Raw genomic sequence first — 15317 nt, 5'->3', positions numbered from 1 at the left:
ATGGCGGCCGCTGAGGATTTGAACGAATGAAGGCGACCGGAAATTTCGAGGCCTGCCGCAACGTCGACCCGATGGTCGCGTTGTCCGACAAGACCCGGGCCCATATCGACCACTGGCTGGCCAAGTTCCCGCCGGACCGCAAGCGCTCTGCCGTGCTGCAGGGGCTGCATGCGGCGCAGGAGCAGAACGATGGCTGGCTCAGCGACGAGCTGATCGCCGCGGTCGCCAGGTACCTGGACATTCCGCCGGTGTGGGCCTATGAGGTCGCATCGTTCTATTCGATGTTCGAGACCCAGAAGGTGGGCCGCAACAACGTCGCCTTCTGCACCAACATCAGCTGCTGGCTCAACGGCGCCGAGGACCTGGTCCGGCACGCCGAGGGCAAGCTTGGCTGCAAGCTGGGCGAATCGACCGCCGACGGCCGCGTCTTCCTCAAGCGCGAGGAAGAATGCCTGGCCGCGTGCTGCGGCGCCCCGGTGGTCGTGATCAACGGCCACTACCACGAAAAGCTCGACGCCGCGAAGGTCGACGAGCTGCTGGACGGACTGGAGTAAGGCGGACGCGATGGCGCACCACGACTATTCCAAGGGTTACGGCCCGGTCGGACCGGCCCCGCAGGAGCACAGCGTCGTCTACACGACCTTGCACTACGACACCCCGTGGTCGTACGAGAACTACCTCAAGACCGGTGGTTACGCGGCGCTGCGCAAGATCCTGAGCGAGAAGATTCCGCCGGCCGACGTGATCGAGATGGTCAAGCAGTCGGGCCTGCGCGGCCGCGGCGGCGCGGGCTTTCCGACCGGCCTGAAGTGGAGCTTCATGCCCAAGGGCAGCGAGACCCAGAAGTACATCCTGTGCAATTCGGACGAGTCCGAGCCGGGCACCGCCAAGGATCGCGACATCCTGCGCTACAACCCGCACGCGGTGGTCGAGGGCATGGCGATCGCCTGCTACGCGACCGGCTCCACCGTCGCCTACAACTACCTGCGCGGCGAGTTCCATCATGAGCCGTTCGAGCACTTCGAACAGGCCCTGAAGGAAGCCTACGAGCACGGCTGGCTGGGCAAGGACGTGCTCGGCAGCGGCGTCGATATCGACATCCACGGCGCGCTCGGCGCCGGCGCCTACATCTGCGGCGAGGAAACCGCGCTGATGGAGTCGCTGGAGGGCAAGAAGGGCCAGCCGCGTTTCAAGCCGCCATTCCCGGCCAACTTCGGCCTGTTCGGCAAGCCGACCACGATCAACAACACCGAAACCTACGCATCGGTGCCGGCGATCGTGCGCAACGGTCCGGAGTGGTTCCTCAACCTGGGCAAGCCGAACAACGGCGGCGCCAAGGTGTTCTCGGTGTCCGGCCACGTCGCCCGTCCCGGCAACTACGAGATCCGCCTCGGCACGCCGTTCGCCGATCTGCTGGAGCTGGCCGGCGGCATGCGTCCGGGCCGCACCATCAAGGCGGTGATTCCGGGTGGCTCGTCGATGCCGGTGCTGCCGGGCGAGGTGATGCTCGGCCTGACCATGGACTACGACTCGATCCAGAAGGCCGGCTCCGGCCTGGGTTCGGGCGCGGTCATCGTGATGGACGACAGCGCCTGCATGGTGCGCGCCTGCCAGCGCATCGCGCGCTTCTACTTCAAGGAAAGCTGCGGCCAGTGCACGCCGTGCCGCGAGGGCACCGGCTGGATGTACCGCATGCTGACCCGCATCGTCGAGAAGCAGGCCACGCTCGAGGACCTGCAGATGCTGCGCTCGGCCGCCGGCCAGATCGAGGGCCACACCATCTGCGCGTTCGGCGAGGCCGCCGCGTGGCCGGTGCAGGGCTTCCTGCGCCACTTCTGGAACGAATTCGAGTACGCGATCGTGAACAAGCGCTTCCTGGTCGACGACCAGGCCGCGGGCAAGGAGGAGGAGGCCGCATGAGCGCGCAACCCGCCAACCCGAACGTGCCGCCCGATCATGTGACCATCGAGATCGACGGCGTCGAGATGCATGCGCCGAAGGGCTCGATGATCATCCAGGCCGCCGACAAGGCCGGCATTCCGATCCCGCGCTTCTGCTATCACGACAAGCTGTCGATCGCGGCCAACTGCCGCATGTGCCTGGTCGACGCGGAGATGGGCGGTCGCGCCTCTCCCAAGCCGTTGCCGGCCTGCGCGACCCCGGTCGCCGACGGCATGAAGGTGTTCACCCGCAGCGAGAAGGCGCTCAAGTCGCAGCGCAACGTGATGGAGTTCCTGCTGGTCAACCACCCGCTGGACTGCCCGATCTGCGATCAGGGCGGCGAGTGCGAGCTGCAGGACCTGTCGATGGGCTACGGCCGCTCGGTCAGCCGCTTCGTCGAGCGCAAGCGCGTGGTCCCGGACGAGGACATCGGTCCGCTGGTCGCGACCGAGATGACCCGCTGCATCCAGTGCACCCGCTGCGTGCGCTTCACCGCCGAGATCGCCGGTACCTACGAGCTGGGCGGCATGAACCGCGGCGAGAACCTGCAGATAGGCACCTTCGACGGCAAGCCGCTGACCACCGAGCTGTCCGGCAACGTCATCGATGTCTGTCCGGTCGGCGCGCTGACCAACAAGGTGTTCCAGTTCAAGGCGCGTCCGTGGGAGCTGACCGCGCGCGAGTCGCTGGGCTACCACGATGCGATGGGCAGCAATTTGTACCTGCACGTGCGCCGCGGCGAAGTGCTGCGCGCGGTGCCGCGCGACAACGACGCGGTCAACGAGTGCTGGTTGTCCGACCGCGACCGCTACTCGCACCAGGGCCTGTACGCGGCCGATCGCGCCACCGTGCCGATGATCCGCGACGGCGGTGGCGAGGACGGTTGGCGCGAGGCGTCGTGGGACGAGGCGCTGGCGCGTGCGGCGGCGATCCTGCGCGACAACGCCGGCGACGACCTCGGCATCCTGGCGCATCCGGCCACCTCGAACGAGGAGGGCGCGCTGCTGGCGCGCCTGGCATCCGCGCTGGGTACCGGCAACATCGACCATCGCATCGCCCAGAGCGATCTGACCGATGCCGCGGTGGCCGCGACCTTCGAAATGCCGGTCGCCGACTTCGATTCGGCCGACGCGATCGTCATCATCGGCTCCAATCTCCGCCACGAGCTGCCGCTGCTGCATCAGCGCGTGCGCAAGGCCTGGCGCAACGGCGCCCGGGTGCACGTGGTCAATCCGGCCGACTTCGATTTCGCGTTCGACCTGGCCAGCCGCCAGATCGTCGCGCCGTCGGCCATGGACACGGCGATCGCGAACGGCGAACTGGCCAGGGCACTGGACGGTGCCAGCCACGCCGCGGTGATTGTCGGCGGCGTCGCCGAGAACGGCCTGCATGCCGCGGCCATCCGCCGCGCCGCGCGCGAACTGTGCGAGGCGACCGGCGCGAAGCTGTGCCGCATCCCGCAGGGCGCCAACGCGATCGGGCTGACCGACGCCGGCGTGCTGCCGACCTCGCGGGACGCGCGCACGATGCTGGCCGAGCCGCGTGCGGCCTACTTGGTCTACGGCATCGAGCCGGGCCTGGACTTCGCTTCGGCCGGCAATGCCAACAAGGCGCTGGCCTCGGCCCAGGTGGTCGCGCTCAGCCACTTCGCGTGCGCATCCACCCGCGCGGTCGCCGACGTGATCCTGCCGATCGGTGCGCTGCCGGAGGTCGAGGCGACCCTGACCAACCTCGACGGTCGCGAGCAGACGGCCCAGGCCGCCGGCAAGTTGCCGGGCGAGGCGCGTGCCGGCTGGCGCGTGCTGCGCGCCCTCGGCGGTGCGTTGCAGGCGGCCGGTTTCGACTTCACCGACCTGGCCGGGCTGCGCTCGGAAGGGGTAGCGCGCGACGTCGCGCCGGTCGCCGGGCTGGCGCCCTACCTGGCTTCGGATGGACTGGAGATCGTCGCCGTGCCGGGCATCTATCGCGGCGACGCGGTGGTCCGCCGCGCCAGCGCGCTGCAGACCCATCCGCTCAACACCGGCCCGGCGGCCGTCCTCAATCCCCAGGACGCGTCCGCCCTGGGCCTGCAGGACGGCGCGATGGGCAAGTTCACGACCACCACGGGTACCGCGACGCTGCCGGTGACCGTGGACGCGCGGATCGCGCCGGGCACGGTGCTGGTCGAGTCCGGCCATGGCGCCACCGCGCCGCTGGGCCAGGGGCGCGTCAACGGGGGGAGGGCCTGAGATGCTGGCGACGTTCGTTGACCCGATCCACGAGTGGTTCATGTCGCTGGGCACCTTCGGCGTGATCCTGTGGATCGTGCTGAAGGTCCTGCTGATCGCGATGCCGGTGATCATCACCGTTGCGTTCTACGTGGTCTGGGAGCGCAAGCTGATCGGCTGGATGCATGTCCGCCACGGGCCGATGTACGTCGGCAAGGGCATCCTGCAGGCCTTCGCCGACGTGTTCAAACTGCTGTTCAAGGAAGTCATCCAGCCGACCCGGGCGGAGCCGTTCCTGTACAAGCTGGCGCCGTTGCTGGCGCTGGCGCCGGCCTTCGCGGCCTGGGCGGTGGTGCCGTTCGATACCAAGCTGGTGCTGTCCAACGCCAACGCCGGTCTGCTGTACCTGCTGGCGATGACCTCGTTGGGCGTCTACGGCATCATCCTCGCCGGCTGGGCCTCGAACTCGAAGTACGCCTTCCTCGGTGCGATGCGCGCGGCCGCGCAGGTGGTCTCCTACGAGATCGCGATGGGCTTCGCGATGGTCGGCGTGATGGTGTCCGCCGGCAGTCTGAACCTCAGCGAGATCGTGATGGCGCAGTCCGGCAACGCCGGCCTGTTCGAGTGGTTCTGGCTGCCGCTGCTGCCGCTGTTCGTCGTCTACTTCATCTCCGGCGTGGCCGAGACCAATCGCGCGCCGTTCGACGTCGTCGAGGGCGAGTCGGAAATCGTCGCCGGCCACATGGTCGAGTACTCGGGGTCGGCGTTCGCGCTGTTCTTCCTCGCCGAGTACGCGAACATGATCCTGATCAGCTTCCTGACCGCGATCTTCTTCCTCGGCGGCTGGCTGAGCCCGTTCCAGGGCCTGGGCATTCCGCTGCTGTCGGTCGACGGCTGGTGGTGGCTGCTGGCCAAGGTGTTCTTCTTCGCCAGTTGCTTCATCTGGTTTCGCGCGTCGTTCCCGCGCTACCGCTACGACCAGATCATGCGGTTGGGCTGGAAGGTCTTCATTCCGATCACGATCGCCTGGATCTGCGTCGTCGCGTTGATGGCGTACTACGGCGTGTTCGAGCCGGGGCAATAGGGCAGGGGCATGAACAAGATCGTTTCCTATTTCAAGAGCCTGCTGCTCATCGAGCTGGCACAGGGGCTGTGGCTGACCTTCAAGTACCTGTGGCGGCCGAAGTACACCCTGATGTATCCGATGGAGAAGACGCCGCAGTCGCCGCGCTTCCGCGGCATCCATGCGCTGCGCCGCTACCCCAACGGTGAGGAGCGCTGCATCGCCTGCAAGCTGTGCGAGGCGGTGTGCCCGGCGCTGGCGATCACCATCGACTCGGACAAGCGCGAGGACGGCACCCGCCGCACCACCCGCTACGACATCGACCTGTTCAAGTGCATCTTCTGCGGCTTCTGCGAGGAATCGTGCCCGGTGGACTCGATCGTCGAGACCCACATCCACGAGTACCACTTCGACCAGCGCGGACAGAACATCGTCACCAAGCCGCAGCTGCTGGCGATCGGCGACCGTCTCGAAGCCGAGATCGCCGAGCGCCGCGCCGCCGACGCGCCCTTCCGGTAAATGCCCATGGACTTCGCAACGATCGCATTCTTCGTCTTCGCTGCCGCGGCGGTGCTTTCCGGCATCGCGGTGATCAGCGTGAAGAACCCGGTGCACGCGGCGCTGTCGCTGGTGCTGACGTTCTTCTCGGTGGCCTGCGTCTGGATCATCGCCGGTGCCGAGTTCCTCGGCGTGGCCCTGATCCTGGTCTACGTCGGCGCGGTGATGGTGCTGTTCCTGTTCGTGGTGATGATGCTCGATATCGATGTCGCGCCGCTGCGCGAGGGTTTCGTCCGCTACCTGCCGGTCGGCCTGGTGGTCGCGGTGGTGATGCTGGTCGAGATGCTGGTGCTGATCGGCGTGAAGGTGCAGTCGACCATCCCGCTGACTCCCGATGCCGCCGAGGCCGAGGGCGTGTCCAACACCGCCTGGCTGGCGCGTGCGCTGTTCACCAAGTTCCTGCTGCCGTTCGAGATCGCCGCGGTGATCCTGACCGTGGCGGTGATCGCGGCGGTGATGCTGACCCTGCGCCGGCGCGAAGGCGCCCGTCACCAGAACCCGGGCGAGCAGACACGGGTGCGCGCGGCCGATCGCGTGCGCATGATCAAGATGGACGCCGTGCGTCCGGTACCGGCGGCCGGCGATGATGCGTCGGCGGCAGAGGAGGGCAAGGCATGAGCGTGCTTGCAACGGGCTTGCTGGGTGCCGGTCTGTTTTCGGGCCTGACCCCGGGACACTTCCTGACCCTGGGCGCGACGCTGTTCTGCATCAGCGTTGCCGGCATCTTCCTCAACCGCAAGAACGTGATCGTGCTGTTGATGTGCATCGAGCTGATGCTGCTCGCGGTGAACATCAACTTCATCACCTTCTCCAGGCAACTGGGCGACCAGGCCGGGCAGGTGTTCGTGTTCTTCATTCTCACCGTGGCCGCGGCCGAGGCCGCGATCGGTCTGGCGATCCTGGTCACGCTGTTCCGCAACCGGCGCACGATCAACGTCGCCGAAATCGATAGCATGAAGGGCTGATCCCATGCCGGGTACGGATGTCGTCATTTCCAAATCGGTGCTGCTGGCGATCGTGCTCGCACCGCTGCTGGGCTCGATCGTCGCCGGCCTGTTCGGCCGTCAGGTCGGTCGCGCCGGGGCCCACTGGATCACCATTCTCGGCGTGGCGGTCAGCTGCGCGCTGTCCGGCCAGGTGCTGTGGCAACTGGCGGGGCAGGGCGCCGCGCCGTTCAACGAGAACGTCTACACCTGGTTCCAGATCGGCGGCTACGAGGCCCACGTCGGCTTCATGGTCGACAAGCTGACCGCGATGATGATGGTGGTGGTCACTTTCGTGTCGCTGCTCGTGCACATCTACACGATCGGCTACATGGAGGAGGATCCGGGCTACCAGCGCTTCTTCAGCTACATCTCGCTGTTCACCTTCTCGATGCTGATGCTGGTGATGAGCAACAACTTCCTGCAGCTGTTCTTCGGCTGGGAAGCGGTCGGCCTGGTGTCGTACCTGCTCATCGGCTTCTGGTTCAAGAAGCCGACCGCGGTGTTCGCCAACATGAAGGCGTTCCTGGTCAACCGCGTCGGCGATTTCGGGTTCCTGCTCGGCATCAGCGGCATCCTGCTGATGTTCGGTTCGCTCGACTACGGCGTGGTGTTCGCCAATGCGCCGAACGTGCTCGACGGCGCGACCATCAGCATCATCGAGGGCCACGAGTGGCTGGTCGCGACGGTGATCTGCATCTGTCTGTTCATCGGCGCGATGGGCAAGTCGGCGCAGGTACCGCTGCACGTCTGGCTGCCCGACTCGATGGAGGGCCCGACCCCGATCTCGGCGTTGATCCACGCCGCAACGATGGTGACCGCGGGTATCTTCATGGTCGCGCGCATGTCGCCGCTGTTCGAGATGAGCGAGACCGCGCTGAACATGGTGCTGTTCGTCGGTGCGACCACCGCCTTCTTCACCGGCCTGATCGGCATCGTGCAGAACGACATCAAGCGCGTGGTCGCGTATTCGACCCTGTCCCAGCTGGGTTACATGACCGTGGCGCTGGGCGTGTCGGCCTACAGCGCGGCGGTGTTCCACCTGATGACCCACGCCTTCTTCAAGGCGCTGCTGTTCCTGGCCGCCGGCTCGGTGATCATCGGCATGCACCACGAGCAGGACATGCGCCGGATGGGCGGCCTGCGCAAGTACATGCCGATCACCTATGTCACCAGTCTGCTCGGCACCCTGGCCCTGGTCGGTACGCCGTTCTTCAGCGGCTTCTACTCCAAGGACACGATCATCGAGGCCGCTCATCACGCGGCCACCGGCGAGCACGCCAGCTGGGTCTCGCAGTACGCCTACTGGGCGGTGCTGCTGGGCGCCTTCGTGACCGCGTTCTACAGCTTCCGCCTGCTGTATCTGACCTTCCACGGCAAGGAGCGCTTCCACGCTCCGGCGCCGGATCACTATGTCGCCCCGGAAGCGGACAGCAACGGCCATGCCCAGGATCTGGCGCACGAGCACGAGGCGCACGATCACGGCCACCATGCGCATACCCCGCACGAGTCGCCGTGGGTGGTGACGGTACCGTTGATCCTGCTGGCGATCCCGTCGGTCCTGATCGGTTACTTCACCGCCGGTCCGATGCTGTTCGGCACCGACTGGGCCGGGCACCATGCGCAGCTGCCGTTCTTCCTGGGCGCGATCGACCTGCAGACGGCACGCGACACCGTCGCCGCGGTCGGCGCGGAGATGTGGCACGGTCCGCTCAAGTTCGCCCTGCACGGTTTCCAGGCGCCGGCGTTCTGGCTGGCCTTCTCCGGCTTCGCCCTGGCCACGCTGATGTACCTGATCAAGCCGGACCTGCCGGCGAAGGCGCGCCACGCGCTGGCCTGGCCGGTACGGGTGCTGGAGAACAAGTACGGCTTCGACAATCTGTGGATCGACGGCTTCGCCGGCGGCGGTGTGCTGCTGGGCCGCGTCTCGCGCGCGATCGACAGCAAGCTGATCGACGGGGTGATCGTCAATGGCAGCGCCCGGGTCGTCGACCTGGTGGCGCAGCTGACCCGGCGTGCCCAGTCCGGCTATCTCTACCACTACGCTTTCGCGATGATCCTCGGCCTGATCGTGCTCCTGGCCGTGCTCATCCGGGCCCTGACCTGACAAGGACCGCGACGTGACCACCGAGCCCTTGAACGGCCTGCCTCTGGACAACCTGCCCTTGGACAATGCATTTCCACTGCTGAGCCTGCTGATCTGGCTGCCGATCTTCGGCGGTCTGGCGACCCTTGCCTTCGGCAACGAACGCGCCAACGCCGCGCGCTGGTTCGCCAGCACGGTCGCGCTGGTGACGCTGGGTTTGAGCGTGTTCCTGTTCACCGGCTTCGACATGGCCAGCCCGGCGATGCAGTTCGTCGAACGCCATGCCTGGATCCCGGCCTACGACATCCAGTACAGCCTCGGCGCCGACGGCATTTCCGTCGCCCTGATCGGCCTGACCACGCTGACCTCGCTGCTGGTGCTGATCAGCGCCTGGGGCTCGGTCGACAAGCGGGTCAACCAGTACTACGCCGCGTTCCTGGTCCTTGAGGGCCTGATGATCGGCGTGTTCAGCGCGCTCGACGCGATGCTGTTCTACGTCTTCTTCGAGGGCATGCTGATCCCGATGTTCATCATCATCGGCGTCTGGGGCGGCCCGCGCCGTGTCTATGCGTCGGTGAAGTTCTTCCTCTACACCTTCCTGGGTTCGGTGTTCATGCTGGTCGGCCTGATCTACCTGTACCTGAAGGGCGGCAGCTGGCAGCTGGCCGACATGTACCAGCTGCAGCTCAACGCCACCGAGCAGATGTGGTTGTTCTTCGCCTTCCTTGCCGCGTTCGCGGTCAAGGTGCCGATGTTCCCGGTCCATACCTGGCTGCCGGACGCGCACGTCGAGGCGCCGACCGCCGGCTCGGTGATCCTGGCCGCGATCATGCTGAAGATCGGCGGCTACGGCTTCCTGCGCTTCACCCTGCCGATCGTCCCCGACGCCGGGCAGGAATGGGCCTGGCTGGTGATCGCGCTGAGCCTGATCGCGGTGATCTACGTCGGCCTGGTCGCGCTGGTGCAGGACGACATGAAGAAACTGATCGCGTACTCGTCGGTCTCGCACATGGGCTTCGTCACCATCGGTACCTTCATCGCGTTCGGACTGGTCCGCGACTTCGGCAACTACGACGCCGCGCGGCTGGGCCTGCAGGGCGCGATGGTGCAGATGATCAGCCACGGCTTCGTGTCCGGCGCGATGTTCACCTGCGTCGGCGTGCTGTACGACCGCATGCACAGTCGCATGATCAAGGACTACGGCGGCGTCGCCAACGTGATGCCGTGGTTCGCCGCGTTCGTGGTGCTGTTCGCGATGGCGAACTCGGGCCTGCCCGGTACCTCCGGCTTCGTCGGCGAGTTCATGGTGATCCTGGCCAGCTTCCAGAAGCATCCGCTGATCGCGTTCGCCGCCGCGACCACCCTGGTGATCGGCGCCGCCTACACGCTGTGGCTGGTCAAGCGGACGATCTGGGGCGAGGTCGGCAACGCCCACGTCGCCGAGCTCAAGGACATCAATGCCCGCGAGGCCTTCGTCCTCGGCGTGTTCGCCGCAGGTGTGCTGTTGCTGGGCGTGTGGCCCAAGCCGCTGACGGACCTGATGGAGCCGTCGATCGCGAATCTGGCGATGCAGATCGCCACGTCGAAGCTTTGAGGTTGAGGTCAGCTCCATGAACATGCCCGTACGCACCGCTGCCGACCTGTTGCCGCTGTTGCCAGAACTGGTGATGGTCGGCGGTGCCTTTGCGCTGCTGATGCTCGATCTGTTCATCGGCGAGAGCCGGCGCTTTCTGACCCACCTGCTGGGCATCGTGCTGTTGCTGGGCGTGGTCGCGATGATCGCCACCGGCGCCGGCGGTCACGGCAGCGTGCTCGGCGACATGTTCGTCCGCGACGTCGCCGCCGATGTGCTCAAGCTGGCGATCTGCGCGGTGTCCGCGCTGGCGCTGATCTACACCTGGCCCTACCTGCGCGAGCGCGGGTTGTACAAGGGCGAGGTGACGGTGCTGATGCTGTTTGCCGTGCTGGGCATGATGCTGCTGGTGTCGTCGAACTCGCTGGTGATGATCTACGTCGGCCTGGAGATGCTGTCGCTGTGCTCCTATGCGCTGGTCGTGACCGATCGCGACAGCCCGCTGGGCTCGGAGTCGGGCATCAAGTACTTCGTGCTCGGTTCGCTGGCGTCGGGCCTGCTGCTGTACGGCCTGTCGCTGGTCTACGGCGCCACCGGTTCGCTGGACCTGGCCACGATCGCCGCGGCCGCACGCGAGTCCTCGTCGTCGCTGATGCTGGTCACCGGCCTGGTGTTCGTGGTCGCCGGCATCGCGTTCAAGTTCGGCGCCGCTCCGTTCCACATGTGGCTGCCCGATGTCTACCAGGGCGCGCCGACCCCGATCACGCTGTTCATCGGCTCCGCGCCGAAGCTGGCCGCGTTCGGCATGACCTATCGCCTGCTCGAGGTGGCCGCGGGCCCGCTGGAGGATCACTGGCGGCTGATGCTGGCGGCGCTGGCGGTGCTGTCGCTGATGCTGGGCAACCTCGGCGCACTGGTGCAGAGCAATCTCAAGCGCCTGCTCGCGTACTCGACCGTGTCGCACGTGGGCTTCCTGTTCATCGGCTTCGCCGGCGGCGGCGCGCAGGGCTTCTCCGCGGCGATGTTCTACGCGATCAGCTATGCGCTGATGTCGGCGGCGGCCTTCGGCGCGATCGTGGTGCTGTCGAGCCGCGGCTTCGAGGCCGACGAGATCGACGACTACAAGGGCCTGAACGCGCGCAATCCGTGGATGGCCGGACTGGTGCTGTGCATCATGGCCTCGCTGGCCGGCGTGCCGCCGTTCCTGGGTTTCTGGGCCAAGCTGGCGGTGCTGCGTGCGGCACTGGACGGCGGCATGATGTGGCTGGCGATCGTGGGTGTTGTGTTCGCGGTGGTAGGTGCGTTCTACTATCTGCGCGTGATCAAGGCGATGTACTTCGACGCACCGGAAGGACAGGTGCCCGAAGCGCAGCCGAACCGGCCGTTGCGGATCGTGTTCGGGGTCAATGCGCTGGCGTTGTTGGCGCTGGGTCTGGCATGGAATCCGATCATGGCCTGGTGCCAGAAGGCGTTCGCCGGCTGATCCGTGGCGGCAACGGGCGCCACGTGCGTCCGGATGCATGCTCCGCAGGAGCGTGTATCGAAGTTTTCCGCTTGTTGGCGTGAATAGGGGTTGCGTAGCAACACTTCACTGCTATAATAGGCGGCCTGATGCGGGGTGGAGCAGTCTGGCAGCTCGTCGGGCTCATAACCCGAAGGTCGCAGGTTCAAATCCTGCCCCCGCTACCAGCTTCGGTCCTCGGGTTTGCAGACATGCGGATCCGAAGAAAGCCTCAAGAGAGGCTTTCTTTTTGGACCAGGGCCTGGGCTTTGTGATCGCACTCTGCTCGTGCGGTCGCGCCGAAATCCAGCAGTGCCGGACAAGGGGCCCATCGGGCCCTTTGTCGTTTCCGGGGCCGCCTGTGGGCGGCCCGTTCGGAACCGGGGCATTCGTAATCGCAAGCGAGGTCGAGCGCGTGATGGACAAGGCAACCGAAATCTCAGCTCTTCTGGCCCCGACCGTGGCGTCGCTTGGCGTCGAGCTGCTCGGCGTGGAATATCTGCCCGCACCCGGCGGGGCGGTGCTGCGCCTGTACATCGACGTGCCCGAGGCCGAGGCGGCGGGAGAGGATGCGCGGGCGGTCGGCATCGAGGATTGCGAAGCGGTCAGCCGCGAAGTGTCGGCGCAGCTCGACGTCGAGGATCCGATCAGCGGCAACTACACCCTGGAGGTGTCGTCGCCGGGGCTGGACCGTCCCTTGTTCACCCCGGCGCAGTTCAGCCGCTTCCAGGGCCAGGCGGCCAAGGTCGTGTTGAAGCTGCCGCAGGACGGCCGTCGCCGGCTGCAGGGCGTGATCGTCGAGGCGGGCGGGGACGAGGTCGTGTTCGAGGTCGATGGCAATTGCCTGGGCGTGGCACTCGACAACATCGAGAAGGCGCGCCTGGTTCCCGATTGGGCCGCGCTGGGCCTGGCACCATCCCGGCCGGGAAAGGATGCGGCCGGGCGCCAGGGACGGAAGAAGTGAACGGAACAATGGAAGCGGGCGGTCGATAATCGCAACCAGTAGTCGCAACTGTTTTTTCAGCCCCCTTGAGTCAAGGGGGCGGCCAGTCCCGGAGGGGCTGGTGGGGGATGTGGAGGCATGACCTCCTGCATCCGAAGCCGAGTAACCCAAGTTTTCAAAGGTCTATCCGTTTTTCAGCCCCCTTGAGTCAAGGGGGCGGCCAGTCCCGGAGGGGCTGGTGGGGGATGTGGAGGCATGGCCTCCTGCATCCGAAGCCGAGTAACCCAAGTTTTCAAAGGTCTATCCGAATGAGCAAGGATCTGTTGCTGGTCGTTGATGCGGTCGCCAACGAGAAGGGCGTGCCCCACGACGTGATCTTCGAGGCGATCGAGGCCGCGCTGGCCTCGGCGGCGAAGAAGCGTTACCACGAGCAGGACGTGCTGGTGCGGGTGTCCATCGACCAGAAGGACGGCAGCTACGAGACCTTCCGCCGTTGGGAGGTCGTGGCCGACGACGTGGTCATGGAATCGCCGGATCGCCAGATCCGGATGATGGACGCGGTCGACGAGGCCGAAGGCGTCGAGATCGGCGACTTCATCGAGGAGCAGATCGAGAACCCGGACTTCGGCCGCATCGCCGCGCAGGCCGCCAAGCAGGTGATCGTGCAGCGCGTGCGCGAGGCCGAGCGCCAGCAGGTCGTCGACGCCTGGAAGGACCGCGTCGGCGAACTGGTCACCGGCATCGTCAAGCGGGTCGAGCGCGGCAACATCTTCGTCGACCTGGGCGGCAACGCTGAGGCGATCATCCAGAAGGACAAGGGCATTCCGCGCGACGTGCTGCGCGCCGGCGACCGTGTCCGCGGCTACCTGTTCGACGTGCGCTCCGAACCGCGCGGCCCGCAGCTGTTCATCAGCCGCGCCGCCCCCGAGTTCATGATGGAGCTGTTCAAGCTGGAGGTGCCGGAAGTCGGTCAGGGCCTGGTCTCGATCAAGGCCTGCGCCCGCGATCCGGGCGATCGCGCCAAGATCGCGGTGCTCGCGCACGACAATCGCACCGATCCGATCGGTGCCTGCATCGGCATGCGCGGTTCGCGCGTGCAGGCGGTGAGCAACGAGCTCAACGGCGAGCGCGTCGACATCGTGCTGTGGTCGGACAATCCGGCCCAGTTCGTGATCAACGCGATGGCGCCGGCCGAGGTGCAGTCGATCATCGTCGACGAGGAGCGGCATTCGATGGACCTGGCCGTCGCCGAGGACCGTCTCGCCCAGGCGATCGGCAAGGGCGGCCAGAACGTGCGCCTGGCCAGCCGCCTGACCGGCTGGCAGCTCAACGTGATGACCCAGGACCAGGTGACCGCGAAGTCGGAAGCCGAGCAGGGCGCCGCGCGCGATCTGTTCCAGGAGAAGCTCGAGGTCGACGAGGAGATCGCCGGCATCCTGGTGGCCGAGGGGTTCTCGACGGTCGAGGAGATCGCCTACGTTCCGGTCGGCGAGCTGCTGGCGGTCGAGGGCTTCGACGAGGACATCGTCGAGGAGCTGCGCGCCCGCGCCCGCGACGCGCTGCTCAACGAGGCGCTGGCGGCCGAGGAGGAGCTCGACGAGCACCAGCCCGCGGCCGACCTGCTGTCGCTGGAGGGCATGGACGAGGCCACCGCGTTCGCGCTGGCGGCACAGGGCGTGGTCACCCGCGAGGATCTGGCCGACGCCGCAACCGACGAGATCACCGATATCGAAGGTATCGACGAGGACCGTGCAGCCGCGCTGATCATGGAAGCGCGCAAGCACTGGTTCGAGTAAGCCATTGACGGTCGGTGCGACCCAACAGGGACGCGCCGGCTTCGCAGCCCCGGCTCGCGCCGGGCTGTGGACGGGCCGTTCAGGTCCCGCACGACGCCGACTTGTCCGGACGCGATGCGGGACTAGAATGGCGACACCCTGCGCGGGCTCCGTTCCGCGCCACTAGACACGGAAACCGAATGTCGCAACAAACCACCATTCGCAAGCTGGCCGCACTGGTGAACACGCCGGTCGATAAGTTGCTGGAACAGCTGGCCGAGGCCGGTATGCCGTTCAGCGACCCCGACCAGGTCGTGACCAGTACCGAAAAGGTCAAGCTGCTCGGCTTCCTGCGTCGTACCCACGGCAAGGACGAGAAGTCCACCGAGGGAGGTTCGTCGCCGAAGAAGATCACTCTCAACCGCAGCCGCAAGCAGGAGCTGACGGTGGGTGGCGGCAAGAGCCGTTCCACCGTCGACGTGGTCGTGCGCAAGAAGGTCACCCTGGTGCGCCCGAGCGAAGGCTCCGGCGCCGACGCGGCCGGCGGCGACAACGAGCGCGAGGAAATCCTGCGCAAGCTCGAGGAGTCGCGCCAGCGCAACATCGAGGAGCAGCAGCGCCTGGCCGAGGCCGACAAGCGCCGCGCCGAGGAAGCCGAGCGCGCCAAGCGCGAGGCCGAGGAGGCCG

General features: G+C 66.5%; 12 protein-coding genes, 1 tRNA gene and 1 pseudogene. All 14 read left to right on the top strand.

Annotation, left to right across the window (positions count from 1 at the left end; translation table 11 throughout):
* The first annotated feature begins 26 nt into the window (after positions 1–26).
* Entirely contained in the window at positions 27–554 is a 528-nt protein-coding gene (gene nuoE, locus FKV24_RS04380) for an NADH-quinone oxidoreductase subunit NuoE (protein WP_111266164.1), read from the top strand.
* 10 nt (positions 555–564) lie between these two features.
* A complete protein-coding gene (gene nuoF / locus FKV24_RS04375; RefSeq protein ID WP_141481501.1) occupies positions 565–1920 on the top strand; it encodes an NADH-quinone oxidoreductase subunit NuoF in 1356 nt (451 codons plus the stop codon).
* On the top strand, positions 1917–4169 hold the full coding sequence (gene nuoG / locus FKV24_RS04370; protein ID WP_141481500.1) for an NADH-quinone oxidoreductase subunit NuoG: 2253 nt from the start codon (positions 1917–1919) through the stop codon (positions 4167–4169). Before nuoF ends, nuoG begins: the two co-directional genes overlap by 4 nt.
* Position 4170: 1 nt before the next feature.
* Entirely contained in the window at positions 4171–5232 is a 1062-nt protein-coding gene (nuoH, locus tag FKV24_RS04365) for an NADH-quinone oxidoreductase subunit NuoH (RefSeq protein ID WP_141481499.1), read from the top strand.
* A 9-nt stretch (positions 5233–5241) separates the two neighbouring features.
* Positions 5242–5730: an NADH-quinone oxidoreductase subunit NuoI gene (gene nuoI / locus FKV24_RS04360; RefSeq protein WP_111266168.1), complete on the top strand. Its 489-nt coding sequence runs from the start codon at positions 5242–5244 to the stop codon at positions 5728–5730.
* A gap of 6 nt (positions 5731–5736) precedes the next feature.
* Positions 5737–6387 carry an NADH-quinone oxidoreductase subunit J gene (locus FKV24_RS04355; RefSeq protein WP_111268022.1) on the top strand — a complete coding sequence of 217 codons (651 nt, stop codon included), beginning with the start codon at positions 5737–5739 and terminating at the stop codon, positions 6385–6387.
* Positions 6384–6734, top strand: a complete 351-nt coding sequence (gene nuoK, locus FKV24_RS04350) for an NADH-quinone oxidoreductase subunit NuoK (RefSeq protein WP_141481498.1) — start codon at positions 6384–6386, stop codon at positions 6732–6734. Before FKV24_RS04355 ends, nuoK begins: the two co-directional genes overlap by 4 nt.
* Before the next feature lie 4 nt (positions 6735–6738).
* On the top strand, positions 6739–8859 hold the full coding sequence (nuoL, locus tag FKV24_RS04345) for an NADH-quinone oxidoreductase subunit L (protein ID WP_111266170.1): 2121 nt from the start codon (positions 6739–6741) through the stop codon (positions 8857–8859).
* A 58-nt stretch (positions 8860–8917) separates the two neighbouring features.
* Positions 8918–10432 (top strand): NADH-quinone oxidoreductase subunit M, encoded by a 1515-nt coding sequence (locus tag FKV24_RS04340; RefSeq protein WP_141481509.1) that lies wholly within the window; start codon positions 8918–8920, stop codon positions 10430–10432.
* A 16-nt stretch (positions 10433–10448) separates the two neighbouring features.
* On the top strand, positions 10449–11894 hold the full coding sequence (gene nuoN / locus FKV24_RS04335) for an NADH-quinone oxidoreductase subunit NuoN (protein WP_141481497.1): 1446 nt from the start codon (positions 10449–10451) through the stop codon (positions 11892–11894).
* Between the two features lie 129 nt (positions 11895–12023).
* Positions 12024–12100 (top strand) — tRNA-Met (locus tag FKV24_RS04330).
* A gap of 230 nt (positions 12101–12330) precedes the next feature.
* Entirely contained in the window at positions 12331–12876 is a 546-nt protein-coding gene (locus FKV24_RS04325; protein WP_141481496.1) for a ribosome maturation factor RimP, read from the top strand.
* A 287-nt stretch (positions 12877–13163) separates the two neighbouring features.
* Complete coding sequence (gene nusA / locus FKV24_RS04320; protein ID WP_111266173.1) at positions 13164–14651, top strand: transcription termination factor NusA; 1488 nt, start codon at positions 13164–13166, stop codon at positions 14649–14651.
* A 179-nt stretch (positions 14652–14830) separates the two neighbouring features.
* Positions 14831–15317: pseudogene (locus tag FKV24_RS04315) on the top strand (translation initiation factor IF-2 associated domain-containing protein); the annotation flags it as partial.

Source organism: Marilutibacter maris (assembly GCF_006546735.2).
GTDB lineage: Bacteria > Pseudomonadota > Gammaproteobacteria > Xanthomonadales > Xanthomonadaceae > Marilutibacter > Marilutibacter maris.
This window is presented reverse-complemented; position numbering and strand designations above follow the sequence as displayed.

Bases quoted from the DNA above. Each gene is read 5' to 3' on its own strand.
- nuoK (WP_141481498.1), top strand. From the start codon at position 6,384: ATGAGCGTGCTTGCAACGGGCTTGCTGGGTGCCGGTCTGTTTTCGGGC.
- nuoE (WP_111266164.1), top strand. From the start codon at position 27: ATGAAGGCGACCGGAAATTTCGAGGCCTGCCGCAACGTCGACCCGATG.
- FKV24_RS04355 (WP_111268022.1), top strand. From the start codon at position 5,737: ATGGACTTCGCAACGATCGCATTCTTCGTCTTCGCTGCCGCGGCGGTG.
- nuoL (WP_111266170.1), top strand. From the start codon at position 6,739: ATGCCGGGTACGGATGTCGTCATTTCCAAATCGGTGCTGCTGGCGATC.
- nusA (WP_111266173.1), top strand. From the start codon at position 13,164: ATGAGCAAGGATCTGTTGCTGGTCGTTGATGCGGTCGCCAACGAGAAG.
- nuoG (WP_141481500.1), top strand. From the start codon at position 1,917: ATGAGCGCGCAACCCGCCAACCCGAACGTGCCGCCCGATCATGTGACC.
- nuoH (WP_141481499.1), top strand. From the start codon at position 4,171: ATGCTGGCGACGTTCGTTGACCCGATCCACGAGTGGTTCATGTCGCTG.
- nuoI (WP_111266168.1), top strand. From the start codon at position 5,242: ATGAACAAGATCGTTTCCTATTTCAAGAGCCTGCTGCTCATCGAGCTG.
- nuoN (WP_141481497.1), top strand. From the start codon at position 10,449: ATGAACATGCCCGTACGCACCGCTGCCGACCTGTTGCCGCTGTTGCCA.
- FKV24_RS04325 (WP_141481496.1), top strand. From the start codon at position 12,331: ATGGACAAGGCAACCGAAATCTCAGCTCTTCTGGCCCCGACCGTGGCG.
- nuoF (WP_141481501.1), top strand. From the start codon at position 565: ATGGCGCACCACGACTATTCCAAGGGTTACGGCCCGGTCGGACCGGCC.